Source organism: Paludisphaera sp., assembly GCF_037189885.1.
Lineage (GTDB): Bacteria > Planctomycetota > Planctomycetia > Isosphaerales > Isosphaeraceae > Paludisphaera.
Window position 1 is genome coordinate 166,635 of the sequence record NZ_JBBCIR010000030.1, and the last position, 24,715, is coordinate 191,349.

Below are 24,715 nucleotides of genomic sequence, written 5' to 3' on the forward strand. Positions count from 1 at the left end.
TTACCCACTCATCGGCTTGGTGGCCGTCAACTCGTTAAGAATCATCTCGACAGCGTCCAGCGAACCTCCGCGTCCCGACCCCGTATGCCCTTATGCCGGGTGGTGTCGGGTGGCGAGCGTTCCCGTGGGAGGACCGCGCCATGACTCGCCCCAGCTTCACGGGTCGCCGCCGTTCGCGCCTGGCCCGCCGCTTCGCCGCGATGGAAATGCTCGAATCCAGGAGTCTAGTCACCGAGAGCCTAGGGATTATGCTGGCCGGCATCGCGGTGCCGACGAGTGTGGAGATGATCGGCGCGGGGGCGACTGGGGCTGCTGCAAACGACGCTGGAGTCGTGGAGGGTGAGCTCTCGAAGAGGCAACGGAGTTGGGGGGATGCGCACGCCTCTGGGGTTGATCAACCGATGGTTGGCCATGCGGACGTCGAGGCCGGTTCGGGCAAAGCTGCGGTACCGGGGAGCCTGGGGGCGCGGTCGTCGACGGCCCGTGACTGGCTAAATCTCGCGGATGAGGCCAATGTGCCGACTGCGCCGCCGATTCTGGCCTCGCCGTCGGCGTCGGTCCGCATGCAGGAAGGCACCGCCGACTCTTCGGCCGGCGGTTCCGGGGCCGTGGCACCGGGCCGGGGGGCCGTCTCGCCGTTGCGAATCCCACCGCCTCAGAGCGTCGACGCTCCCAGCGCCTCCGCTGCTCCCATGTCAGCGTTGGCCGACACGACACCGTACGTCATGGAAGGCTCGGGGAGCAACAACGTCGGCGTTGCGAACTTCGGCGGCGGGAGCGGGGCTTCGGGTGGCCTGGATGCGATCGATGCCGGACTGCTCTCCATCTCGGGTGAGGACACCTCCGTCGCCCAAGGGGCATTCCAGAATTTCCCCCTGTATACGTTGGATTACACCAAGGGTTCGGTCTTATTCCCGGGCCATATCCACTACGCCACGCTTGCCACGCCGGTCGATCTCCGTGCCCAAGTCCGCGACACGACGGTCTCCTCGTACAGTTGGAACACCAGCGGCCTCTCCGGCTTGGCCACGGGCATCACAGGGCAGAGCACCTCTCGACTCCAGTTCACCTGGACCAACTCCGTTATGCAGCAGGCGGGTGCCACCGCATCGGCCACGCTCACGGTGACCAACACCCTCGGCCAGACCGAGCAGCAGACCTATTCGTTCTACATCCCCTACGGGTCGGTCGGCAGCAGCAGCGGCGGTGGCGGTACCACTTGGCCCAGGATGCTGGTGCCGAGCACGGTCCGGCCGGAATCGCCTGACTTCGTCACCCACCACGCCTCGGTAGCGTCCGTCAGCGGCGCGTTGGAGGCTGGCATCGTCCTGCCGGCGTACAGCCCCAACATCGCGCCGTTGGCCCTGGAGTACGATTCCTTGGCGGCCGACCCCCGGCCGATCGTCGTCGTCCATCACGCCCTCGACGCGGCGCAGTCAGTCCCGTTGAAGGTCAGCGGCCGGCTGACCTTCAACGGGTCGAACCTCTCGACCTACTACTACGACACCAGCCAGTTCATCCCGGGCGACGTGATGCAGATGTCGTTCCAGGCGGACGCCACCGCGTTGGCGACCGGTAGCTACAGCTACAGCGTCGCGACCGGCGACATCCGGGGGACGACCACGACGACGACCGATTCCGGCACGCTGACGGTGGTCAACGAGGCGTCTAGCGCGTTCGGCGCCGGCTGGACGCTGGCGGGCTTGAACCGGATCGTCGCGGCCACCGGCGGGGTGATCCTGAACCTCGGCGGCGGCGACGCCCTGTGGTTCAGCGGCACCGGTGGAACTTACACCAGCCCGGCTGGCGAGTTCTCGACCCTGGTGAAGAATCCGGACAGCACCTATACCCGGACGCTGACCAACGGGACCAAGCAGCATTTCGACACCAGCGGCCGACAGACGGCGACGGCTGACCGCAATGATCTGCGCGTCACCTACGCCTACGACGGCTCGGGCAAGGTGACGACGATCACCGACCCCTACGCCAAGGTTACGACCCTCGCCTATGACGCCAACGGTAAGCTCCAGAAGGTCACCGACCCGGCCAACCGGGTGACGACCTTCACCATCGCCGGCGGTAAGCTGGCCAGCGTGCAATTGCCAGACCTTGCGACCTGGAGCTACTCCTACGACACGGCCGGGCGGCTGACCAAGGTGACCGACCCGCGGTCGAAGGCCTTAACGGTGACATACGACGGGGCCGGCCGGGCCTCGGGTACGACGCGGCCGGACCTGACGACCGAGGCGTTCACGCCCTATCAGGCGCAGGGCCTCGGGACCTCGACCAACTCCGCGAGCCCGGGGCCGGCCACCCTGATGGCCGAGGCTGTCGCGAAGTACGTCGACCCCAGGGGCTACGCCCGCGACCTCCGGCCCGACTGGACAGGTATGGGCCTGGTCAACCAGAAGACCGACCCTGACGGCTACGTCAGCACCAGTTACCGCGACGCCAATGGTCTGGCGACGGTAGCCATCGACCGGCTGAACCGGGCAACCCGCTTCGCCTACGACAGCAAGGGAAACGTCGTCACGCTGACCTACGCGGACCGCAACTCCGAGACGTTCAGTTACAACGGCTTCTCCCAGGTCACGGCGCACACCGACGCCCGGGGCAAGACGACCAGCTACACCTACGACGTCAAGGGAAACCTGACGGTCATTCAAGACGCGTTGCTGAACCGGACGACGATGACCTACACAGCCAACGGCCGGGTGGGGACTACGCGGGACGCGCGGAACAACGTCACGAGCTACGCGTACGACAGCCAGGATAGGCTGACGACCACGACGTTCCCCGGAGGGGCGACGAAGCTTCTCGCCTACGACGCCAAGGGGAACGTGGCGACGATCACCGACGAGCGGGGCGGTATCACGGCGACGACCTACGACGCTCTGAACCGCCCGACCGTCAAGGCCGACGCCCTGATGAATCGCACGACGCTGAGCTACGACTCCGGGGGAAACCTAACGCAGGTGCAGGAGCCGCTGTCGCGGACGACGACCTACGCCTACGACGCAATGGACCGGCTGACGACGATCACGGCTCCCTTGTCCCGCGTGACGGTGTACGGCTACGACGCGGCGGGCAACCGAGCGACGGTCAAGGACCCGCTCAACCGGATCACGACCACGACGTTCGACGGCCAGGGCCGGCCCACGGTCGTGATCACGCCGCTGAACGGGGCGATCAACGCCGTTACAACTACCATCTACGACGCCGAGGGGCAGGCGACCCAGATCATCGACCCGCTCAATCGGATCACGACGGTTACCTACAACTCGCGAGGCTGGCGCTCGACGGTCACCGACCCGCTGGGCAACACGGCGACCTACACCTATTCAGCCACGGGAAAGCTGGCCAACCGGTCCGATGCCAGCAGCGGCGGCGCGACCCAGTTCAACGTCGGTTACGACGACCTGGACCGTAAGGTAGCGGTCACCGATGCGCTGAACCACACGACCACTACGGTCTATGACGCGGTCGGCAACGTAATCGCCACGGTCGATGCGAACGGCAACCGCACGACCCTCGCCTACGACGCCCACAACCGGCTGACGACGGTTACGGATCCGCTGAACCATACGACACTCTACGGGTATGACTCGGGCGGCAACCGCACGACGGTAACCGACTCGCTCGGGCACACGACGACCACGGCCTATGACGCACTGAACCGGGGTACGACTATCACGGACGCCCTCGGCGGCGTCACGACGCTGGCTTACGACGCGGCTGGACGCCAGGTGGGCCTGACCGACCCCGTAGGCAACCGCACGACCTGGGCCTACGACGCGGCCGATCGGCTTACGACGCTGACCGACGCGCTGGGTACGGCGACCTATGCGTATGATGCGGCTGATCAGTTGATCGATCGGACCGATCGCGCCGGCCGTCGCGTCACGTTCGCCTACGATTCGGGCGGGCGGCGGACCAACGAGCGGTGGCTCAACGGCGTGGGGGGGGCGATTCGCACCGTCAGTTACACATACGATGCGGCCGACCAGATGACCGTCGTGGCCGACCTGGACGCGACGCTGGCCTTCACCTACGACTCGGGCGGGCGTCTGGTCGCAGCCCAGACGTCGGGTGGTGGCTCGGGTCAGCCAAACGTGATTCTGACGTCGGGCTACGATGCGGGCGGCAAGCGGACGAACCTGACGGACAATCTATCCAGCATCGGTCGTACAACATACACGTACGACGCGGCCCAGCGGCTGGTCGGCGTCGACCGGACGCTCGGCGGCACTGCCGGTCCCCGGATCGTCTACGGCTACGACAACGCCGATCGTCTGACTTCGGTGTCTCGGACCCTCGGCGGGTCAGGAACGGCGGTCAACAGCAGCCTAGGCTATGACGCTGCCGACCGGCTGACGACGCTGGCCTACGAGAAGTTCGTCCCTGCACCTTCGGGGGGCAGCGCGACAACCACGCCCCTCGCAGCCTACGCCTACGTCTACGACAACGCCAATCGTCTCGCGAGCGAGACCAACGCCGAGGGGACCGTTACCTACACCTACGACGACACGAGTCAGTTGACCGGGGCGACAGGATCGCGAAGTGAGAGCTACGGCTACGACCTCAACGGCAATCGGAACACGACTGGCTACACGACCGGGGCGGGCAATAAGCTGGCAGTCTCGCCCGGCACCACCTACGGCTATGACGCCGAGGGGAATCTGACGACCAAGACCGAGACCACCACGGGTCAGGTGACGACCTACAGCTATGACCACCGTAACCGCATGACGGGCACCACCCAGAGGAGTTCGGGCGGGACGGTGCTCATGCAGGCAACGTACACCTACGATGCTCAAGATCGGCGCATTGGCACGAAGGTGGACGCCGACGGCGCTGGACCGGGGGCGGCGGTCCAGGCCTGGACGGTGTACGACGGGCAGAATCCCTACGCCGACTTCACCGGCGCGGACACACTCCAGAAACGTTACCTCCACGGACTGGCGGTCGATGAATTACTGGCCCGGACGGACTCGGCAGGGACGACGGCATGGTACCTGGCCGACAAGCTGGGCTCGGTTCGGGATGTCGTCGACACGTCGGGGGCGGTGATCAACCACATCGTCTACGACTCTTTCGGCAAGGTCGTGAGCGAGACGAGCCCGGCCAACGGGGATAGGCACAAATTCACAGGACGGGAATATGACGCCGAGACGGGCCTGTATTACTACAGGGCTCGCTACTACGACTCGACGACGGGGCGATTCCTCGAGCAAGATCCGGTGGGCTTCTCGGCCGGGGACGCGAACCTTTACCGCTATGTCGGAAACTCCCCCACGAATGCGACCGACCCGAGTGGGAACTTCGGCGTCGCGGGGGCTCTCGTCGGGGGATCTGTCGGGGCTGTCGTCGGCGGCTTGCTCGCGTGGCACTCGGGGGGAGATGCGTGGTCCATCTGGGTGGGTGTCGGTTCAGGATATGTTGGAGGGGCGATCGCCGGCACCGGAGTAGGCTTGGTCGGGGGCGGAATCATGGGTTCTATAGGCGGTGCCGTCGGGACGGCCGCAGGCAACTACGCGAACGATCCGCAAATGATGTGGTCAAACCCTTATGGATTTTGGGGTGGCGTTGGTCTAGGAGCCTTAATAGGCGGTGCGGGCGGCGCGCTCACTGGGGGATTCAAAGGCCGCTATGATTTGGATGAACCCGAGACGTTATGGTCCGCGATACTGGCGACCAAAATCGATATCCTCACCGGGGTGGCAACCGGATTCGGGACGTGGGCGGGGGCACAGATCTCGTCGGTTATAGGCAATCTAGCTGGCAAGGCGAATCCTCCCGACGGCGGTGGCCATGGGGTCAGCAATCCCATGACAGGCATTACCTCTCCCTCTCCCCAGATAGTCATCTCACCCACTCCTCAGATAGCCTCCAACAACTCAGGCAGGCGTCCAACCAACTGGGACACGCAACCGGGTGACCCGTCGCCATTCCCCGAGTTCTGGGGTTCGGTTGGCTATCACCTCTTCGGTGGCACGTCCGGAGGCCAATCGAGTTCAGGCCTCTTCGGATAAGGTAGACGGACAGAACCCCATTTAATCAGGGACGCATACCCGGAATACCTAGGCCGTGTGGACAGGGCGGGGCGGTCCTGGGTAGATTGGGGCGGGGTTTCCACCTGATTCAGCGGACGGAGTCGCCCCGATGCGGCGTCACGAAATTAGCGATGAATGCTGGGAAAGATATGTTGCCGGGACGCCCCGGACAGCTCGGATGGGTCGCCCAGGACGACCGCCTCCTCATCAACGCGGTGCTGTACACCCTCGAGATTGGCGTCCCCTAGTGAGACCTCCCCGAACGCTCCGGCAACTGGAACAGCGTCTAGAAACGCTTCGATCGTTTGTCGATCAAGGGGACTTGGCGACATATCTTCGAGGCGATGGCGACTCGCGATCCCGACATGGAACGGCTGATCATCAACAGCACCGTTGATCTGGGCGCATCAGCATGCGGCCAGAATAAAAGGGGCAAGCTTCGGAGGCGTCCGGCCGTTCCGCGGGGGGGCTTCAGCACCAAGATCCACCTCGGAGTCGACGCCCTGGGCAACCCGGTTCGAGTTGTCCTGACGGGGGGCCAGGTGGCGGACGTCACCCAGGCGGAGCCGATGGTCCGGGCGGTCAAGGCGGAGGCTTAAATCGCCGACAAGGCATATGGCAGCGACAAGGTCGTCCGAGCGGCGAAGCGCCGCAGGGCCGAGGCGATCATCCCGCCGAAGAAGGATCGCAAGTACCTGCGGGATTGTGACAAGCAGATCTACAAGGAGCCGGCGAGGGTGGAATGGGTGATCAATCTGTTGAAGTAGAACCGTCGCGTGGTGACCCGCTATGAGAAGATTGCGCGCAACTTCTTGGCGTTCGTACGCATGACGTGCATGATGATTCTCCTTCGTTAGCCCACCTTGCATCGATTGCCTGGGCCTTGTCCACACGGCCTAGTTGGCCCGATGAAAAGATTTCGTATCGCAGGAATAATTGATATTAGCATCGGGGAATCCATGGGTGTCAGCTAGTCAACGGATGTCGCTCGACACCGGGCTATCTTCTGGGATGCGGTGCTCCGTCGAGAACCTGAGAGGCGGCCCATCTGACGTCTCGCCCCCTTGCGGGGGCAGGCAGACCGCGAAGACGTCCAGGGGGAGGACGAGCATACGGGCTGTCGGGATTCGAATGTCCGTCCGTCCGGCTCGGGATTCCGACGGCCGTCTCGCGCGTCTTCCCCCTCATCTAGCCCTTCGGCAAGGGGGAAGGCCGTTCCAAATCAGCCTCTCGGGTCTTTTAGACAGAGCAGGACCTTAAAGCAGTTCGTGGCCGATTGCGCTCGTTTATGATCATCGCGAACTGGATTTAATGTGACAACGCACGGCGTTTATATGCTGTGCGGTTATTAGCAGTGAGACCATTCACTTGGAATCGCTTCAATAATCATGAGTTTGTCGCCAAGAATCTCTGTGATCATGCCCGTCTTTAACGGAGTTCGTACTATCGAACGCGCCGTGGCGTCAGTGCGTAGGCAGGCGTTCGCAAATTGGGAACTAATCGCCATCGACGACGGTTCTTCTGACGGGAGTGGCCGGATACTGGCTCGACTGGCGTGCGAAGAGGACCGGATTCAGATAATCAGCAACGAGATCAATTCGGGAGCGAGCGCCGCTAGGAACCGTGGGCTCCGCAGCGCAAGCGGGGACGTGATCACTTATCTTGACTGCGACGACGAGTATTATGAGGGATTCTTCGGCTTGGTCGACCGCTTCTCAGATCGGGCCGACGTGCTCGTCTTCGGATATGACTACGTCAACGACGACGCCGAAGGCTCCCCTGTCTCGACCTGGGACCCGACGCCTTACCGGGGCCTCCTATTCTCCCGGAATCTGATGACCCCCTTGGGCGTCGCACATCGGAGGACCCTGCTCGCGGACAAAGAGGCCTTCGATGAGAACCTGTGGATCTCCGAAGATTGGGACCTGTGGAAGCGCATGGCCAGGGCGGGTTCCGAATTTCTCTACCTCCCGTTTCGGAGCGGGCTATATCACATCCGGGCCGACAGCCTGACTCGCGCTCCGAGGATTACCCGGCGCCAGGAGGCGACGTATCAATCCCGTTGGCAAGCTGGCGAGACGCTTTACCCGTCCAGCGAGGTATGCATCCCTCACTCGGCGATTCAAAGAGTCGCGTTTGCTTCCCCTTATTCGTGCATCAGCCGAGGCGCGAATCTTCCAGCCGCCGGCATGTATCTCCTGTGGCTTTTGAGATCCGAGGGGATCGACGGGCAGGCGTTCGGCACGACATATCTGGACGGCACGGCATGGGTGGAGATCGAGGACGTTCAAGCCGGGTTGGGTCTTCCGCATCGGACGGAGAGAGCAGTCCTCCCGCCCTTCTTCGCGGACGTCAACTACAGCGTCTACCAAACGATCCCCGTCACCACGTTGAAGAGGCATCTCGCGCAAACAGGAACGGCAACTGAAGAATATTTGGACTTCATCATCGCGGCCTTCTTCAAGCAGTTCGTGGGAAACTACCGCCCAGACTGCGTCGTCACCCATGGGGACGGAGAGCTGAGCAAATCTTACGTGAATATTGCGAAGTATTATGACATCCCTGTCGTCATTCTGTTAGATGAACCCGGTGCAAGACCCCTCGATATCCTGAATGGCGCTGACTATCTAGTCACATTCTCGGAGTCGAAGAGGGATTTGTTCTGGAAGCAGCACCAGGTCGCCTGCCATGCTTTGCCGATTCCGGAGCAACACCTAAGTCCCGAACGAGGTCGCCCGGACGCAAGAATCCGGCAAATCCTGGATTTTTTCCGGGGGATCCGCCGGCAGTCCGGCCCGTCCTTCACGCCGAGTTAGCAGTGGGAACGAAACTGACCCCATTTCGGTCGCTATGTTCGGTGAGGCGCAGACATGATTCTTAAGCTCACAATCCGTCAATATCTTATTCTCGTCATGAACATGGCGATCTTCTCTTTTGCCGCGGCGATGATCGCAAGAGCTGGTGGTTCAATGTATCAATTTGCGTTGTCATGGCTTTTCATCGCATTTCCAATCGCTTACGCAATGCTTATTCGAATCTTCGACAAGCCGAGCCTCGATCGGGATAACCTGATCGAGTTTGCGGTGGTTTCAGTGATTTTCATTTTTTTTGCATGGTGGCTGTGGCTGTACAATGTTTTCTTTGATGATGCAGCACGCAAAGCCGCTCGCCTTGTCAATGCTTTTTTAGTTATTACCTTGCCGATTGAAGCGGTGGCGGCATTCATAATTTGGCTGCGGCAGCGACGGGACCGCATGTCGTAGGTTCCCGTCCGGCCCTTAGTGGTTCATCCGGCAAGTCGTTTGCGAGTAGGGTTGGGTAGCTCTCGATTTGTCGGAGGAGCCCCCCATGCCGGATCGAATCGCCCTACGTGAGTCGACCCCCGAGGAGCGGGCCGAGTTGGAGCGGATCGCCCGGGCCAGGACCGCGCCGGCCCACCTCGTCGAGCGGGCCACGATCCTCCTCGGGTCCGCCGACGGCCGGACCGTCGGCCGGATCGCCCACGAGGCGGGCGTCTCCAGGCCTACCGTCTCGGCCTGGGTCCGCCGCTTCAATGACGGGGGACTGGCGGCGCTCGGGGATCGGCCCCGATCGGGCCGCCCGCCCATCTACGGGGCCGAGCAGCGGGCCGCCGTCGTCGCCGCGGCCCTGACCGCCCCGGAGGAGCTGGGCCTCCCCTTCGGCTCCTGGACGCTCGACCGGCTACGGGCCTACCTCAGCGAGCAGAAGGGCATCGCGATGCGGCGGAGCCGGATCGACGAGCTGCTGACCGGCGAGGGCCTGCGGTGGCGGACCAGGAGACCTGGTTCGGCGAGCGGGTCGACCCCGAGTTCGCCGCAAAAAGGGGGCGATCGAGAAGCTCTACACCGCCCCGCCCGAGGGCTCGGCCGTCGTCTGCCTCGACGAGATGGGGCCGCAAGCGGCCAAGAGCTACCCCGGCCAACGGGTCGTCCGCGTCGAGCCGGGGCGAGGGGACGACGGCACGCCCCGGCACGCCGGGCGGGCCAGGCAGGAGATCGACTACGGCCGCCGCGGCAAGGGCTACATCTTCGGGGCGTTCCGGCCCGCGACCGGCGAGGCCCTGACCGCCCCCTATGCGAGTCGCGGCATCGCCGATTGGGTCGACTTCCTGGAGAGGGCCGAGGCGTGGGTGCCGGCCGACGTCGCCCGGGTCTACGCCATCGTCGACAACCTGAACGCCCACCGGGCGACCGACGTGCTGCTGTTCTGCCTGGCGCACCCGCGGTGGGAGTTCGTCTTCCAGCCGAAGTACGCCGCCTATCTCAACCTCATCGAGCCGTGGTGGAAGGTGCTGAAGTCGCTGGCGCTGAAGGGGCGGCGGTTCGAGACGTGGCAGGAGGTGTGCCGGGCGGTCGAGGAGGCGACGGCCTACTGGAACCAGCATCGCCACCCGTTCGTCTGGGGAAGGCGGCGGAGGCACCGGCCGCGCCGAAGGCCGGGGATCGCAGCCGTACCGGGTATCAGGCAACTTGCCGGATGAACCACTTAGAGGCTCTGACAAAACCTCCTGATCGGCATGTGAGCTGAATACTTGGAAGGGCGTCGATCCTTCACCGGAGAACCCCCACCTTGGCCGCCGCCCGCGTGCCCGAGGAGCTCTACGATTAGGTCGCCTATCACCATCCGCCGGAGCAGCCGGTCGTCCGCAAGGGGGGACGGCCGCCGACATCGCAGAGCAACGTCCTGCGGGCCCTATGGTTCGTCTTGGCCGTCGGCCGCTGTGGGGATGTGCCCAAGGGGTTCGGGCTTTCGGGCCGCACGGCACCTGAGGTCGTGAGGGTCTCTGGGCGTCTGGGCCCGGCTGCACGCCGGCCTGCCCGGGGCGTTGAAGCGGGCCGGGGAACCGCGCCGCTCAGGCCGCGTCGTCGACGAGCTCGGCCCACGGCGTCTCGCCGCCGTTCGACCACACGACCTCGTCGCCGACGTCGGCGTCGAGGCGGTGCGTCGCCGCCTCGTCGCCCCCGACGAAGCCGGGCGTGGAGACCACGCAGACCGACGCGAAGGCCATCGGGCTGGCGCCGCAGTTGGGGCAGAGCGAGCATCTCGACGCGGCCCCCCGCGACCAGATCCGGGTGATCATGGACAGCGGCCCGCCGTCGGCGGCGACCTTGACGTCGACCATCGTGAGCCTGGGGAGCGGTTGGCGCGACATCGCGGCGGCCTCGGACGACCTTGCGGGAGGAACGCCAAGAGTATACCAACTGCATGTCGTCACGCAAGCAGAAAGAAGGCGTGCAACGCCTCTCCTCTGCGCGTCCTGCTATATTAGGATGGTAGTTACGCGGTGCCTGGCAGCACGTGCAGGGGCCGGGCGACGTAGCTCCGGATCGCCTCGCGGACGATCCGGGCCTTGGCCTCGGCCCAGCCGACCCCCGTGGTGTAACGATGCCACTCCAGCCGCAACAACGCCCGGATCGCCAGCCCGATGTGGTTGCGCTGCGCCGTGTGGCCCCGCGCCTGCGACCGCTCGACGCCGCAGTATTGCTTCAGGCCCCGATGATACTCCTCGATCGCCCAGACCCGCTCGGCCAGGGCCAGGCGGCCCAGCTCGTCCAGCCCCAGGTCGTTCGTCGCCCAGTATTCGATGCCGCCGTCTCGGGCGGCGATCGCGAAGACGCGGACGCGACCGTATCCCTCCAGGTGGACCACCGACCCGGCCGCCGTCGCCCCCGCCTCGCGGACCGGCCGCAGGCCCGAGCCGTCGGGCTTGACCCGGCGGTTGGCCTTGAGCTGCGTCAGCCAGGTCCAGCCCAGGCCCCGCGCCGCCTTGAGGTTCTCCAGGCTGGCGTACCACATGTCGAACAGCAGGCACGCCGGGCGGAAGCCCCGCCCGGCGGCCGTCGCGATCATGGCGCGGAAGTGGTCGTTCTTGGTCAGCCCGTCGCGGGCCTTGTCATAGAGCCGGTAGTCGCAGGGGATGTGCCGGTCGCCGTCGGACCAGACGAGGCTGACCAGGTTGATGCCGCGGACGACGGCGCGGTGCTTGCCGGACCAATGCCAGCCGACCAGCTCGATCTTCTCGGCGTAGGGCTTGTCGAGGGTCGTGTCGTCGAGGATCAGCACCCCGCCGCCGCGGCGGACCAGCGGCCCGGCCTCGGCCCACAGCGCCTCCGGGTCGGGCTCGAGGCGGTAGAGGAGCCGCGCGAAGGAGTCGTGGGCGGGGGCGTCGGGCCGATCGGGCTGCACGCGGGCGGCCTCCGTGCAGGTGGCGGCGCGCGGCGAGCCGATGAGGAACTGGATGTAGTCGAGGTCGCGGCATCGCGGGGCGCTCATGGGGGCATCATAGCGGCGTGATCGCCCGGCGCAACTGATCGGAAGGACACCGACCGCGTAACTACTATTAGGAATTGGTTTCGATGGTAACATGAATTTAATGGTACGGTGGATTCCGCGCCCCAGGCGGCTCATGGAATCGATCTGGGCTGCGAATCTGAACGGCACGTCTCACGCCCCACGCCCACGCGTCCGGGCGGCCCTGCGAGATTTCCGACGGCGGCCGTCGGCTCAGGACGACGTCGCGGACGAACCGGGCTGCGGCGCAGCCCGGTTCGTCGAACTGCTCACCACGCGCGGCTCCGGCGTGATCCATCTCGCCGACCGCGATGCGACGTCCAGGGAGAGGGCGACGCTCGTCGAGAGCCCGATCGGGACGCCGGCGAGGGGCGCGGCCTAATCTATCCCTCGTTTGGACTCGACCGCATGCCGGGTCGCCGGCTCGTCGGAATGCGAAATCGGCTCGCCCGCGAGCCCATTCAGCAAGCGGGCGAGCCTCGTCCGGCCGCCGGTCCCCCGGTGGTCGTCCGGCGACTCGCAGAACCCTGACCACGGCCGACCGCGAGCGCGAGGGCGGCGGCCTCTCCATCCGTCACCGGGGCGACCCCGTCGCCAAGGTCCGGCGGGCCCGCGAGGCGCGGGGCATCGCCCACAAGTCCTTCGACGACCTGACGGGCCGGTCTGACCTCTTGACGCGCCACCACCCCACCTACTCCCAGGGCTCGGCTTACTACAAGGCCCTCGCGCCCGACCCCGAGGAAGTCCACCCCGCCCGGGCTCGGGACACGCGAGACGAGTCCTCCCGGCTCTACGAGTCGGGCAAGGGGCGGGGCATCCCCCTGATCAAGGGCGCGACCTGGGCCGCGTCCCACGCCGTCGCCGAGTACGTCGACCGCCAGCGACCGACCCGGGGCGCCGACGCCTCCGACCGTGCCGTCGGCCGACCGGAGTCCGCCTGGATCGGGAGCGGCGCCCGCCTCAAGAGACGGGCGTTCGACCCCGCCATGGAGACGGCGGCCGGCGAATGACGCGAATCCCAAGCCCGGCGATCGAGGACGGATCAGGCCGGGGCGGCGGGAGGGATGCCCCCGCCGACCCCGCCCGCCCACTCCTTCAACGCGACCAGGGTTCGCCGCTGCAACTCCTCCCTGGACGGCAGCCCGCCTTCCGGGATGACGCCGTCCAGGGCGGCGTCGGCGAGCGTCCGCTTGTATTCGATGCAGCGGAGACGCAGGTCGTCCCAGGACCACAGCCCCGCCCGCTCCTCTCGGAGGACGACCAACGGGACGATCACCTCGACCTGGTCGAACCGCGAGCCCTGCCGCAGGAGCCGCCCGACGATCTGCTCGTACTCCGCGTTCGACCAGGGAAGCGAGACGAAGATCAAGCGGTCCAGGTGCTCCTGCAGCCCGTCGACGCCCGTCCCGACCGGCGCCGAGCCGATGAGCACGTCGGCCTCGCCGGCCCGGAAATCCTCCAAGAATTCCGAGATCTCCGCGCGGGATCGGCCCGTGAACGTCCGGTGGCGGAGGCCGGCCCGCTCGACGGCCCCCTGGAGCATCTCGACGATGCCCTCGACGTACTGGGTGTAGATCATCGTCCCGCGGCGGACGAGACGGGGAAGCTCGCGGACCTTGACCTCCATGAGGGTCTGTTCCATGCGGAGCAGATCCTTGGGGCGGAGGTCCATGAGGCGGGGAAGCAGCGCCGACCCGTCGAGTTCAGGGGTGGTCAGCTCCGCCCGCTGGGGATATCGCGGCCGGTGACGGATCCCGTGCTCACGCAGTCGGAGGTGCACGCCGATCGCGTTGGCGACGCTCGCCCCGACCGGCATGCTCGAGAAATCGCGACCGGGCACGACGAGCTCCAGCAGCTTCACGGCCTCGCGGAGGTTGTTCACCACCGGCGTCGCGGACATCCCCAGGATGCGGAGCTCGGGATTGCGGGACGCCGCGGCGGCCACCAGCGACTCCAGCGTCTCCCGCCGGAGCGAGCGGGCCCGCGCCCCCTCGCGACGCTGGCGGGCGAACTGGACCTCGTCGAGCACGAGGAAGTCGATCGGGGGACCCGAGGTCATGCTCTCGACCAGCCCCCGCGACCAGGCCTGCTGGAAGGAGTCGTAGTTCATCACCAGGAAGTTCCGCCGCCCCGGTCGGAAGGCGAAGCGCCGCGGGTCCCGGACATGGACCGCGGCCTCCGGGAGCGCCCGCAGGATCGCGCCTCCCCAGCCCTCCAACGTCCGATTCGCGGCCACCACGACCGTCAGCCGGGCGTCGAGCAGGGCGGCGGAGAGGATGGCGGCCTGGGTCTTCCCGGCCCCCACGCCCGACCAGTTTCCGAGGCGGCGGTCCCGGAGCAGCCGGAGGGCCGTCAGCCGCTGCATCGGGTTGGGCTCGAGCCGATTCCCGGCGTCGTCCCGGAAGCCGTAGCCGGCCGGGTCCGGCAAGGCCATCGCCGCCGCATGTTCCTCCAGGAATCGGTCCCGGATCATGGTCGTGAACGGCCCGCCGGCGACGGCGCGCGTCTCGGCGACGACGCCCTCGGGGTCGCCGTCCGTCGCCGCCTGCCAGAGGGCGGCGACCCGGTTTCGCACCAGGAAGTCGAGCACGTCCGGGTCCTCGACGATCCTCGCCTCCGACACCTCGTCCACCACCGCGAGGTCGCGAAGCGACTTCAGGGCGCGGAGCCGCGTGGGCGTCGCCTCGACGGGGTCGTCCACGGCGGGTCCCGAATCGTCCGGGCCGTTATCGCCGGCGGCGTCCCGGTCGGCGGCTCCCCCGTCGCCCGACTCGGCGTCGATCTCCCGGGCGAGCTCGTCCTTGACCCGATCGAGGTCCTCCCGCGTGCGGGCCCGGGTCAACCCCCTCAACAACCCGGAGGCCCGGAGGCGGGCGTCCCGCCGGAGCATCCCGTTCCTGGACAGGATGAGGTACAGCTCGACCTCGTCGAGCCGGTCGATCGACGGGGCCAGCGAGTCGAGGAACGCCACGATGCCCCGATGCGTCCATCGCGATTGGTAGCCGAGGAAATCCCCCCAGCCGATCCAGCCCTCGTCCGCGTATCGGCAGTCGGGGCTGTAGGGGATGTCATCGGGTCGATGACCGGCGGCCCACTCGTACCACGCCCGTGAGCTGGCCAATCCGAGGCCCCGGGCGAACTCGCGGGCCGCGTGGTAGGGGCGGACCGGCTCGTTGCCCGTCGCGCGGGCCGGCCGCCGGCCCAGCCAGTCCGGCCAGCCCCCCCAACCTCTGTCGCGATAGGCCTTGTAGGGATCGGCCGGCACGCCCTCCGGGAGCCCATTGTCGCGAGCCCAGGCAGCCCATTCGGTCCCGTTCCGGAGCCCGTTCGCCCGGGCGATCGGCCGGGCCAGCTCCCGAGCCTGCTCGAACGGGCGCGGCGGGATCCGCCGCCCCGGCGGCCGCTCGTTCGCCGGGCCCTTGCCGAGCCAGTGCGCCCAGCCCTTCCACTCCGTCCCGTACGCCGCCCTGGGATTCGACGGGATGTCGTCCGGGAGCCCGGCTTGGGCCGCATAGAACTCGGTCTGACTGGCGAAGCCGCGGGCCGCGACGATCTCGCGGGCTTCATCGTAAGAGAGCCAGGGCATGCGCGTCCTCTCCTCAAGCGGGGTCGGCGTCGCCTCGCCGGGTCGCCTCGGGAGCCCCGGCCGTCCCGGCACGCTTGGGCGGCGCCGCTCGGCCGCCGGCCGCGACCTTGCCGCCCGCCGCCGTTTTCCGCTTCGGATAGAGGGCTTCGACGTGCGTCGCCCCCCGCGGGGCGACGCCGAGCTTCCCGAGCCGCACCAACTCGCCGACCTCGCACCCGAAGTAGCGACACAGGGCCTCGATGTGCCTGGTGTTCGTCGCGACCTCCCGCTCCTCGGACTTGAGGAGGGCCTTCAGCACGCCGACCGAGACCCCGGTCGCCTTGGCGATCGCCTCGTACGTGATGGCCTGCTTCGTTTTCTTCTCCTTCGCCTTCCGCAGTTGCTCGATCCGGTATTTCAGCACGGTCCCCCCCCTTTGGGAATTCGCTGATCGGCCCTCATCGGCCGTCCCTATCAGCTTGGAACAACCGCGACCGGAATGCAACTCGGCGGCCCCCATGCCGGCGGGGGCAGGCATTCCTGGCGGCGAATCCTCGTCGGTCCTCGCGATCATCGGGCTCGGGCCGGTCGGCCGCGTACTCCGTCCGAGGGTCGATGGGTCCGACCCGCGGCGGCCGGAGGACCACGCATGCTCGGGGCGAATGTCGGCCTCGGCGGGAAGATGGCCGAGGACTACGATTCGACCGGCTTCAGCCCCATCCCGGACGCCGGGATCAACGCCCCGCTCGACGACGGAGAGGCCGTGGTCGAGCGGACCAGGGGACTCTATCGCCATGGCCGAGGAAGCCCTGAACCGTCGGATCAGCGGGGCCAGGCCAACGACGCCTTCGCCGCCCGGCACGCGGACGACTCCGACCATCCGAGCGCCAAGAGCCACGCCAACGGTCGGCGCGATTCCCCCCGGTCCCGCCGAGCCTCGGGCGGAACGGCGGGAACGGCAAGCCTCGCAACGACGCACCGGTTACCGACAAGCAAGTCTAGTCCCTCCAGGCCCTCCACCTCGACGGGCCCGGTTCCCTCTTCGAGACGCCACCCCGGGAATTCTTCATGATCCTCCTCTCCCCGATACAAGGGGCATCCCCCGGTCGTCCGCCACCGCGACCCCAAGCACCTCGTCGATGCTATCCCCCACGCCGAACGGCTCTCCGGCTTGCCCCGGTCGCCGTTCGTCGGCGAGCTCGGATACGCCGACGTCGTCGCCGGCCGAATCGACGGCGGCCTACCTGGACTACAAGCTCGCCGCCAGGCCCCCCCGCAGTTCCCTGGTCGATTCCGGCGTCGCCGACCCGAGTCAACAGCCGGCCCCTCCCGCGACCGGCCCGCCGCCCGGGCGGCCATCGGTCGTCGTACGCATGAAAACTCCGGGTTAGCCCCATCGTTGTCCATGCACCGTGGACCCACGTGCGTCCAAGCCCTCCGCGATACTCATCCCGGCTCGACGGCGGGAGCGACGGCCCGATCCCCGGCGGGGTACGTGACCCGGGCGGTCGTCGTCCCGAGCCTGGCGAGCGACGAGGGCGGGTCGATTCGATGGAGAAACGGCGTTCGGAGGCTGATCGAAGGGCCCGGCAGAGCCAGCGGCTGGCCAGGGTCCTCCGCGTCCTCGGCCTCATCCAGGAACGTCGCGGCTGGGACCTGGAGTCGCTCGCGAGGGAGCTGGATTGTTCCAAGAGGACGATCCAGCGGGACCTGGACGTGCTCGAGGCCTGCGGCGTCCCCTGGTACTACGACGAACGCCGCTGCTGCTATCGGGTCCGCCCCGGCTTCCGCATGCCCCTCCTGAACCCTCCCACGGAGGAGCAATCGAGGGAGCGTGTCCGCGAGGACCACGAGAGTCCGGACGCGCCGCCCACCGCCGAGGAGCTGGCCGACCTGTCCCGCGACTCGGCGGAACGGCTCCTCGACGAGGCCGAACGCCTCGTCAAGACCCTCGCCAGGCTCTGCCAGACGCTCCGCCGATCGGGCCAATCTCCCCCGGGAAAGGGCGCCGAACGGGCGAAGTGAGGGCGGACATGGGGCGAATCGGCTACACCTACGGCAGCGAGTGGCATCTCCAGCGGATGTTGGCCTACCACCGCGACGACCTGAATCGCCACGTCGAGGCGGCCGTCCCGGGGAGCAGGGTGCTCCGGTGGCTGCCGCAGGCCTACACCGCCACGGACCCGGGGTCGCCCGATCCCGGATGCTATCCCACGGCGCCCAGGCCGCCCGGGAGGCCGCCGGCTCCACGCAAGCTCGACGAGGAGCTCAAGGGGATCGACTTCCTGACCCCCTACCTCCTCGCGAAGGTCGGCCGGGCCTGGCTCGACTACTGGCCCCGGTCCGGCAACATGCCCAACTGGGACGCCGCGGGCCAGATCGACGTCGGAGGGACGACCCACTGGCTGCTGGTCGAGGCCAAGGCCCACGTCGGCGAGCTCCGGAGCGAATGCAAGGCCTCGGAACGCGGCGGGCTCGGCGCCATCCTCGCCGCCTTCGAGCGGACCGCCCGCACGATGGACGTCGAGGTCGACGTCGCTTCCTGGCTCACGCCCTTCTACCAGTTCTGCAATCGCCTGGCGGTCCTGAACTTCCTCCTGGCCCACGAGATACCCGCCGTCGTGCTGTTCGCCTACTTCCTGGGGGACCGGTTCCCCGAGGGGGACCCGGCGATTTGCCCCGCGACGAGGGCGGAGTGGGAGCCGCACCTGGGGACGATGTACGCCCACGTGGGATGGACGGCGGCGGCCGCCAACCCGCTCCGCCACCTGGTCCGCAGATCATTCATCCCGGTCTGGCGACCGACCTCCCTCTGATCGTTGGCTCGATCGGGTATGCGATTAAGGGCGGGCCGCGGGGCTTGCCGGCTCGCTCCGGTCGTCGGGACCACGGGTTTCAGCGGGCGATCGAGGAACGAGGCCACCGATGTCGATTCATACCTCCTGCCCGTCATGCCGGTGCCGCATCAAGACCCCGGACGAAGCCGCCGGTCGCCGCGGCAAGTGCCCCAGGTGCGGCGCGCCGGTGACCATCCCCGCAGTCCCCCAGCCCGGCATCGAACAGCCTCGAACGTCCGCCCCGAGCAACCCGTCCGTTCCCTCGAGACCCACCGATCCCGCGGGCATCTCCAGGGCGGTCGTCGGACTCGTCCTGGGCTCGGCCGCGATCATCGCCTTCGGCCTGGTCGCCGCCGCGTTCATCCTGAAGGGGCGACAGGCGGTCCCGGAAGGCCGCGTGGTAGCCGGATCGGGAGATCGAGCGGATCGCTCCGGCGTCTCCGGCTCGACGGACTCTCCGCGGGTGACCGTGCAAGTTCCCGCCACCGATGCGGGGACCGAGGAACCCGCGGAGGACCATCAGGAGGCGGGAAGTCCCGCCAGCCCACCATTCGACATCCCTCCCGGTGCCGCCGTGGTCCGGGACGAGGAACGGGAGGCCCAGCTCGGAGTCATCCGAGACGCCGTCGCCCTGGAAGCGCCGCCGTTGGGCCAGGGCCGGGCCAGCAACCTCGCGGAATTCGCCGGGCGGATGCGGACCCTGGCCACCGACGAGTTCGCCTTCGAGGACGCCCGGAAGCAAGTCTTCGTCGCCACGTTCGACCGTCGCAACCTGTCCAACTCCCCGACCATCGGCACGATCCAGGGTCGAAACGTCCTGGCCTTCCCGGGCGAGTACGACTTCGACCGGCGGACGTACGCACTCTTCCCGAGCCTCTGGTACGACCACCAGACCGGCCGCGAGTTCGGCGACAGGTTCTTCCCCGAGGAGACGGACTCGTGCCTGCTGGTCGCGACGATCCCCCTGGACGAGGTCGCCGCCCGCCGGTGGAAGGCCGCCTTCGACGACGGGACGCTGAGGCTCACCCTCTGGTTCCGCTTCCTCTCGGTCGAGCGGCGTGGGGGCCGGGCCAGCACCCGCCACCCCGGCATGGCGGCCAACGACCTCGTATTCCGGGTCGAGGTCCTCGCCTACGACGATCACCAGACCCCCGCCGGAGAGGGCGGGAAGAGCAACCGGGAGCCCCGCTGAAGGCCAGGCTCGGCCGCTCCGGAGACGCACGCCCGTCGAACTACGCGGCCGGGCTCCCGGAGGGATGCACGACCGAGTCGGTTCCCCGGGGACGCGTCCCCCCGGGGCCGGGGGCCCTCGATCGTGCCGAGGAATCTCTTTCCCGTCGGCGCCCCGGCGGACGACGGGGACGTTCCCCCGCCCGGAGGCCGTTCATGCCACGCCGCATCTGGAACCTGAGCGAGATCAGGGTCGTCGCGGAGCGATACCCGGAGGAGGGCCCGTCGCGGTTGGCCGCGCTCCTCGACCGCAGCGAGGATTCGGTGTCGAGCCTGGCCAGGCGATACGGGCTCAAGTCGCTGCACCGCCACGCCCGACAGGCCGGCACGAGGGCCTCGCGAAACGTGACCGTCGATCGGGACTTCTTCGACACGCCCTCCCCGGCCGTCGCCCACGTCCTGGGCTTCCTCTTCGGCCGCGGGACGGTCAAGACCCGCGCCAGGAAGGTCATCCGGCTCCGCTGCCCCGTCGCGAGGGAGCCCGCCCTCCGGAGGGTCCTGGACCTGATGGGCTCCGGGCACGCCCTCCAGCGGGGGCGACGCCGCATCCTGGTCGAGATCGGCAACGCCCGCCTGGTGGACTCGCTCCTCGCCAACTGCGGCCGCGCCCCGAGCCGCGACGATCCCGACCCGCCGTTCCCGCCGATCGACCGCGGACTGCTCCCCCACTTCGCCCGGGGCCTGTGGGACGCGGCCGGCGAACTCCGGATGAGGGAGATCCGCTGTACGGGATCGCCCCGGCTGATCGGAGGCCTCTGCCGCGCGATCGCCGAGTCCACCGGCCACGCCCCCGCCTCGGTCTCCGAAGCGAGCGGACGAATGACGGCCGTTTGGAATGATCTAGTGGAGACGCAGGCCGTCCGCCGTTGGCTCGCCCGCGCGGGTGATAGGGATGGCCGACCCGACGAGGCCCGGTGACCGGTAGGACGTATGCGATCGGAGGCGTCGACGGCCGTTCCGCAACCTGGAAGGCCCTGGTGGAGGCGATCGATTCCCGGCCCGAAGACACGTTCGTCGCCCTTGGCGACGTCGTGGAGACCGGGCCCGCCAGCAGGGCGTGATCGAGCGACTCATGGGGCCGTCCCGGAGGCGGCGTTTCGTGCTCATCGAATTAGGCCATGAATCGAAGCTCTTCTACGCCCCGGCCGGCCGGGGCGACTGCGATCCCTGGGTCGGCTGCGGCGGCGACGCCGCCGGGGCCCGTCATCCGGGCCGTCCTCGCACCACACGAGCCCGTCGCCCCCGCCCACCTTCGGTCGCCGACAGCCCGCCGCCGGGACTACTTCGAGGCCGACATTTACTTCGCCAGCTACCGCCCCCCCAAACGGCGGACGGTCGAGCAGCCGGTCCAGGAGCTCCGCGGAGACTTCGTGGAGCCGGAATCCGCCCGGCACTGCACCGGCGAGGCCGCGGTCGCCGACCGAACCCCGCGGCCGAACGAGGCGACTGGACGCCATGGCCCAAACCACGTCGATGTGCTCCACCTCGTCGACGGCGAATACCCGTGTGGCGCATCGGCACGATTCATGGATTTGGTTGATTCCCGAAGACGGCTACGCGTCGCCCTTCGCCTCGTCCTTTGGAGGGACGTCCGCCAAGATGGCGGTCCCGACGGGCCCTTCCCGCGGGCGGGACGCGGCCGTTCGACGAACGTCGCCCACGTCGCGCCCTCGGTCCATGCCTCGCGATCAGCAGTCACCGCCTGAGGACGCCGGGACCTCGACGCGCCCCCCGGACGCTGCAATGAGCGGCTTTCCGCGGGGCCGCGGCGTCTCTTGGGCTGCATCCTCCAGGGCTTGCTCGCCCCGGAACCCCCCCCGGGCTCCGACGACCGCCGGTTCCGGGGCGCGGTCACTCCTCACGCCGAGGACGGGCCCGGTGGACCTCGACGGGACGGGTGCCGTCGTACTCGTACACCACGACGTCGAACCTGTCGGACTGGGTCATGTATCCTTCGTCGAATTCCCGGCGGAGGCCCGCGTCCCGGGCGAGGCGGTCCGCCTGGTCGACGGCCGCTCGACGGCCCTCGGGCCCGAGCGGGTAGACCGCGAGGATGTTGTCGTCCCCGGTGAGCAGATGGCCCCAGCGGATGCGAAGGGGAGGCGCCGCCGGCCCGTCGGGCTCTTGTGATGGAGCGTCGGCGGCGCCGGCCCGAAGGAAGCGACGCAGGGCGTCCAGAGCCTCGAGACGCCAGCTGTAGGCCTCCGGGTCGTACTCGTAGTCGCGCAGCCCCGGGGGCCCGTGGAGGAGCGCCTGGGCGTAGTCCTCGATGGCCTCGGCGATCTCGCCCCGATCGTGGCGAGCGCGCCCCCGGAGCGTGAACGAACGGCTGATCTGGCGGGTGAGGCGGATCAGATCCGGCCCCGCGTACCACTCCGACGGCGGGACGGAAGGGTAGTCGGCGCGAGGGGATTCCGCCGTCTTGGAGCCTCCCGGGTCCGGGGGGGGAGACGGGGGACGCGCGATGTCCGCGCCCGACGGCCCGGGGACGGCCCTCCCCGTGACCGGATCGCCCCCGGCCCGAGGCGACGCCTCGGCCGAGGGGCCTCCCCGACCGGACGCCGAAGCGTCCATGAGGTAAGCTTCGACGTCGAAGTCGTCGGCCCAGAGCGCGTCGTCGCACCAGTGCCGCCGGTGGAATTCGCTGACCTCGTGAAGGATCTGGAACTGGAATCGCCCGACGAGGAAACGCACGACGTCCTGCGCTTCGAAGGGGACGGCCGCGCGGCCCTCGGCCAGCCCCGCCAGATCTAGGCCCACGGCGGCATATGCGTCGACGATTTCGCCGGGCTCCGCCCGCCGGCCGGGGGGAGAATGGCTCCCGATCGGCTTCAGGTCCCGGACATCCGCCGCGACGGCCTCCTCGACGAGCGTCGAAAGCTCGTAATCATCGAAGTCGAGCAGGACAGACGGCGTGATGTGCGGCGGATGTTCGCCGGGATAGGGGGTGAGGATGGGGGGCGGGAGCTGGACGTCGCCGACCGCGCCGGGATATCGGTGCCGGATGTAGGCTTCCAGGAGGGCCCGCTCGTTGCGTAGATGCACGTCCCGGAGATCGCTCGAGGCGAGGATGAATCTGCGGCTCCGGACGCCGACGCTCCCGACGTAGGTGATCTTCATGGTACTGCCTCCCCGGTTGATGACGCCGCGTCGCTCGGTGCGATCGGACCGGGCGCCCTCGCGGTCCGCAAGGGAGGCGGGTCCGATGAATACTTCAAACCGTACGTTATGCTGGCGGACGACCTCGGGGAACCCGGCGACCTCGCGATGGCTCTTGTTCCATGGCCCGCCGGGACGGGACGCCGCGCGACCCGCGGACTCGGCCCGAGTCGCCCGTGGCGGAGTGGGCGGATGGGTCGACGATCTCGGGCCGGGCCCCGGGCTCCGACATGCGGAGCCCGTCCGGGCCCGCCCGAGGGAGCCCGAGACCGGCGGGCGTCGGGCGTGCCATCACCGCGTCCTCAGCCGATCCGCGCCATGACGTCCATGGCCCTCCCGAGATCCCGCTCGGCGTAGATCAGGGTCGTCTCGGGCTTCGAGTGCCCGAGGACGATCTGGGCGGCCTCGAGGTCGTATTCCCGACGGATCGCCGTCGCGCGGCTGTGGCGTAGCTGGTGGGGCGTCCAGACGGCGACGCCGGCCCGCAGGCAGGCCCGCCGGATCGCGGTGCGATAGCTGTCCTTGGAGTAGCGTCCCCCGGGCTCGGGCCTCGCCGCGCGACCGGCGGGACGCTCGCGGGCAAGCCGGCCGGCGACGGCCTCGGCCGGGCTGAAGCAATACTCGTCCGGGCGGCGGTCGAGCCAGGGAGTCAGGACCTCGCGGGCCCGCGGGCCGATCACGACGATCCTCTCCCTCCCATGATGCTCGGTCTTGTGCGACTCGGGGCGATAGATCCAGCACCTCGGGTCGGAGCGGTCCACGTCCCGGGGGCGGAGCGAGGCGACCTCGCCCGGCCTCGCGGCCGTCAGCAGCTGGAGGCGGACCATGGCCGCGACCTGGGGCGACAGGTGCGGGAGGGTGGCCAGGACGACCTGCTCGTCCACCGGTGCGATGGGCGGATGGTCCCGGGCGGGGGTCCGCCCCTTCGCCAGGGCCTCGACCGCGAGCAGGGCCTGGAGTGCCGGGCCCGGGAAGAGTTCCTCGCCGACCGCCCAGCGGAACATCGCACGGATCCGGTGGACGTCCTTGTTGATGAGCTTGCGGCAGCGGCCCGCGTCGATCATGGACTGGCGGACCGCCTTGAGGGCCAGGGGGCCGAAGGCGACGGCGGGGGTGTGGCCGTGGAGCCGCCTCAGGAACCGCAGCGCCTGGCGGATGTTGTCGCGCTCGCTGGTGGGCGCGCCGTCCTTCAAATAATAGGACAGGACGCGGCGTTCCCAGTAGGCGAGGACGAGGTCCTCGACGAGGAAGTCCCCGACGGGCTCCCGGAGATCGGGCCCGATGGGGACGGACGAGGACCCGGAATGGAGATCGGCGAGAAGCCGGTGATACTTCTCCCAGCTCTCCGGGGAATCGTAACGGCCCAGGTAGAAGGCCTTGCCGCGGATGACCACCATGCCGAGATTCTTCGGCTTGTAGTGGCGATACTTGGGATCGGGTCGGGGCACGAGCGAGCTCCTCGCGGCCCTGGACGTTACCGGTAACGCCCTGGATAGGCCTCGGAAGCCGCTCCGCCCGACGAGGGCGGGTATCCTAAGTCAAGGATTCGGCGGATGTTG

General features: G+C 68.0%; 16 protein-coding genes. 10 read left to right on the forward strand and 6 right to left on the reverse strand.

All coding sequences use genetic code 11. The features are described from left to right. Positions 1-140: 140 nt before the first annotated feature. The 5 genes from WG209_RS11240 to WG209_RS11260 all read left to right on the forward strand — a co-directional run bounded on the left by WG209_RS11240 (position 141) and on the right by WG209_RS11260 (position 10,554). Positions 141-6,032: an RHS repeat-associated core domain-containing protein gene (locus WG209_RS11240; RefSeq protein WP_337175134.1), complete on the forward strand. Its 5,892-nt coding sequence runs from the start codon at positions 141-143 to the stop codon at positions 6,030-6,032. Between the two features lie 365 nt (positions 6,033-6,397). Further along, a complete protein-coding gene (locus WG209_RS11245; RefSeq protein WP_337175135.1) occupies positions 6,398-6,652 on the forward strand; it encodes a hypothetical protein in 255 nt (84 codons plus the stop codon). Positions 6,653-7,441: 789 nt separating this feature from the next. After that, positions 7,442-8,869 (forward strand): glycosyltransferase family 2 protein, encoded by a 1,428-nt coding sequence (locus WG209_RS11250; protein ID WP_337175136.1) that lies wholly within the window; start codon positions 7,442-7,444, stop codon positions 8,867-8,869. Positions 8,870-8,923: 54 nt separating this feature from the next. Then, a complete protein-coding gene (locus WG209_RS11255) occupies positions 8,924-9,316 on the forward strand; it encodes a hypothetical protein (protein WP_337175137.1) in 393 nt (130 codons plus the stop codon). A 644-nt stretch (positions 9,317-9,960) separates the two neighbouring features. Next, positions 9,961-10,554 (forward strand): transposase, encoded by a 594-nt coding sequence (locus WG209_RS11260; RefSeq protein ID WP_337175138.1) that lies wholly within the window; start codon positions 9,961-9,963, stop codon positions 10,552-10,554. 372 nt (positions 10,555-10,926) lie between these two features. Here WG209_RS11260 and WG209_RS11265 read toward each other — a convergent pair whose 3' ends face one another. Together WG209_RS11265 and WG209_RS11270 are read right to left on the reverse strand one after the other, a co-directional pair. Continuing rightward, positions 10,927-11,226 carry a hypothetical protein gene (locus tag WG209_RS11265; RefSeq protein ID WP_337175139.1) on the reverse strand — a complete coding sequence of 100 codons (300 nt, stop codon included), beginning with the start codon at positions 11,224-11,226 and terminating at the stop codon, positions 10,927-10,929. 125 nt (positions 11,227-11,351) lie between these two features. After that, a complete protein-coding gene (locus WG209_RS11270; RefSeq protein ID WP_337175140.1) occupies positions 11,352-12,347 on the reverse strand; it encodes a transposase in 996 nt (331 codons plus the stop codon). Positions 12,348-12,676: 329 nt separating this feature from the next. Here WG209_RS11270 and WG209_RS11275 point away from each other — a divergent pair, with 329 nt between their 5' ends. Continuing rightward, positions 12,677-13,375: a DUF932 domain-containing protein gene (locus WG209_RS11275; protein WP_337175141.1), complete on the forward strand. Its 699-nt coding sequence runs from the start codon at positions 12,677-12,679 to the stop codon at positions 13,373-13,375. Between the two features lie 32 nt (positions 13,376-13,407). Here WG209_RS11275 and WG209_RS11280 read toward each other — a convergent pair whose 3' ends face one another. After that, the gene (locus WG209_RS11280) at positions 13,408-15,951 is read right to left on the reverse strand and encodes a helicase-related protein (protein WP_337175142.1); all 2,544 of its coding nucleotides are present in this window, start codon (positions 15,949-15,951) and stop codon (positions 13,408-13,410) included. Positions 15,952-15,964: 13 nt separating this feature from the next. Continuing rightward, positions 15,965-16,354, reverse strand: coding sequence for a helix-turn-helix transcriptional regulator (locus tag WG209_RS11285; protein WP_337175143.1), 390 nt, complete (start codon positions 16,352-16,354; stop codon positions 15,965-15,967). Between the two features lie 1,127 nt (positions 16,355-17,481). Between WG209_RS11285 and WG209_RS11290 the strand changes: the two genes are divergently transcribed. The 4 genes from WG209_RS11290 (at position 17,482) to WG209_RS11305 (ending at position 20,915) form a co-directional block, all read left to right on the forward strand. Beyond that, positions 17,482-17,955 carry an HTH domain-containing protein gene (locus WG209_RS11290; RefSeq protein ID WP_337175144.1) on the forward strand — a complete coding sequence of 158 codons (474 nt, stop codon included), beginning with the start codon at positions 17,482-17,484 and terminating at the stop codon, positions 17,953-17,955. 8 nt (positions 17,956-17,963) lie between these two features. Continuing rightward, a complete protein-coding gene (locus tag WG209_RS11295; RefSeq protein ID WP_337175145.1) occupies positions 17,964-18,746 on the forward strand; it encodes a hypothetical protein in 783 nt (260 codons plus the stop codon). A gap of 595 nt (positions 18,747-19,341) precedes the next feature. Beyond that, positions 19,342-19,959 (forward strand): hypothetical protein, encoded by a 618-nt coding sequence (locus tag WG209_RS11300; RefSeq protein ID WP_337175146.1) that lies wholly within the window; start codon positions 19,342-19,344, stop codon positions 19,957-19,959. Between the two features lie 194 nt (positions 19,960-20,153). Next, on the forward strand, positions 20,154-20,915 hold the full coding sequence (locus WG209_RS11305; protein ID WP_337175147.1) for a hypothetical protein: 762 nt from the start codon (positions 20,154-20,156) through the stop codon (positions 20,913-20,915). Positions 20,916-21,848: 933 nt separating this feature from the next. Here WG209_RS11305 and WG209_RS11310 read toward each other — a convergent pair. Further along, positions 21,849-23,117 carry a hypothetical protein gene (locus WG209_RS11310; protein WP_337175148.1) on the reverse strand — a complete coding sequence of 423 codons (1,269 nt, stop codon included), beginning with the start codon at positions 23,115-23,117 and terminating at the stop codon, positions 21,849-21,851. Positions 23,118-23,458: 341 nt separating this feature from the next. Further along, positions 23,459-24,604, reverse strand: coding sequence for a site-specific integrase (locus WG209_RS11315; protein ID WP_337175149.1), 1,146 nt, complete (start codon positions 24,602-24,604; stop codon positions 23,459-23,461). Positions 24,605-24,715 lie beyond the last annotated feature (111 nt).